Consider the following 1,962-nt stretch of genomic DNA (forward strand, 5'->3'; position numbering starts at 1 on the left):
CACCGCGGGTTCGCCGCGGTGAGCGACAGTCTCTCGACAGTGCATTCGGAACACGGACGGCTGGAGCGGGTCGGTGAGCAAGCTGTGACAGGCATGGTGGCGGCGAATCCGCTGCTGACGATGGTCTCGGAGACCATCGCGGTGGCGCGGGCCGCGGAACGCGGCGACCTGGTCGCCCGGCTGGAGACGGTCGCGGGCAAGGTGCGCGATCCGCGCCGCCGGATCCTGGTGGCGGGCTTGGGGAATCAGGGCAAGAGCCGGTTCGTCAACGCGCTGGTCAATCTGGATGTCTGCCCGGTCGCCGACGATATCGCCACCGCGGTCACCATCGTCCTGTCCTACGGTCCGCAACCGCGCGCGACGGTGGTCGCGGACGGCGGCGAGAACACCCGGGAGGCGGTGCCGTTCGAGGCCGTTCCCGCGCTCACCGCCCGCAGCCCCCAAGGTCGTGCCGTGCTTCGCCTCGAACTCGAGGCCCCGAGCCAACTGCTCGCCGACGGCATCGTGGTGGTCGACACGCCCGGACTGGGCGCGCACGGAACCACCGGCGCGGCAGGCGTTCTCGCGCAGGCTCCGGCGGCGGACGCCGTGCTGGTGCTCACCGACGCCTCCGCCGAGCTGACCGATCCCGAGGTGGACTTCCTGCGGCAGGTGCGGGAGTTGTGCCCGGCCGTCGCGGTGCTGGTCACCAAGATCGACCTGTACCCGCACTGGCGGCAGGTGTTCGAGGCGAACCGGAAGCACCTGCGTGCCAATGAGATCGAGATGCCGATGCTGCCGGTCTCGGCGGTGCTGCGCTCCCACGCCATGCGCCTGCAGGACGAGGGGCTCGGCCGCGAGTCCGGGTTCGGCCTGGTCTTCCAGTTCCTGCGGGAGCAAGTGGTGGCGCGGGATCAGGCGGCCATGCAACGCGCGGTCGCGCTCGACATCTCCTCCGCCACCGAGCATCTCGCGCTGGCGCTGGGCAGCGAACTGGTCGCGTTGCGGGACCCGGCGCGCGGTGCGGCCGCCATCCGGGAACTGCACGCCGCCAAGGCCGAGGCCGAGAAGCTGCACCGCCACACCGCGGCCTGGCAGCAGACCCTCGGCGACGGCATCACCGATCTGGCGGGCGATATCGACCACGATCTGCGCAACCGGCTGCGGGACATCTCCCGCACCGCCGAGGACTGGATCGACGACCACGATCCCGGCAAGCACTGGGACAGCATGGACGAATGGCTCACGGCCACCGTCGGTTCCGCGGTCGGCGACAACCTGGTGTGGACCGGCACCCGGGCGGTGAAACTGGCCGAGCGGGTCGCCACCCACTTCACCGATCTGGGCGCGGTGGATCTGCCCGAGGTCCGCGACACCCTCGACGACGACTCCCGCACCGGGTCCTGCACCCTCGCCGATCTGGAACCGGATCTGGGTTTGAGTCACAAGCTGCTGGTGGGTGTGCGCGGCTCGTACGGCGGCGTGATCATGGCGGGAATGGTCGGCACCATGGCGGGGATGGCGCTGATCAATCCGCTGTCGCTGGGCGCGGGAGTCCTGCTGGGCGGCAAGGCGTTCAGCGACGACAAGAAGGCCCGCCTGGCGAAGCGCCGCGCCGACGCCAAGATGGCGGTGCGCCGCTACCTCGACGATATCGCCTTCCACAGCGGCAAGGAGACCAAGGACCGCCTGCACCGCATCCACCGGTTGCTGCGCGACCATTTCACCGCTATCGCCGACCGCACCCTGCGCTCGATCGACGAGTCCCTGCGCGCCGCCCAGGAGGCCGCCAACGTGGAGGCCGCGCGTCGCACCGAACGGGCCGCCGAACTGGAACGTCGCCTGCACGTCGTGGGGGAGCTCCGCCGTCACGCGGGCGCGCTCCTCGGCCCGGAGTCGCCCGGAGCGCTGCCGACGGGCAATCGCCCCCAGCTCCCGCCCGCCGTGCGCTGAACGCCGTGCGCACCGAGCCGCAGGAGGCTT

1 protein-coding gene is annotated in these 1,962 nt (G+C 71.0%); it reads left to right on the forward strand.

Going from position 1 to position 1,962, the window contains the following annotated elements:
- Positions 1–93 precede the first annotated feature (93 nt).
- Complete coding sequence (locus ACFV4K_RS35585; protein WP_379280681.1) at positions 94–1,932, forward strand: dynamin family protein; 1,839 nt, start codon at positions 94–96, stop codon at positions 1,930–1,932.
- The last annotated feature ends 30 nt before the right edge of the window (positions 1,933–1,962 follow it).

Source organism: Nocardia sp. NPDC059764, from assembly GCF_042732555.1.
In the GTDB taxonomy this organism is placed as follows: domain Bacteria; phylum Actinomycetota; class Actinomycetes; order Mycobacteriales; family Mycobacteriaceae; genus Nocardia.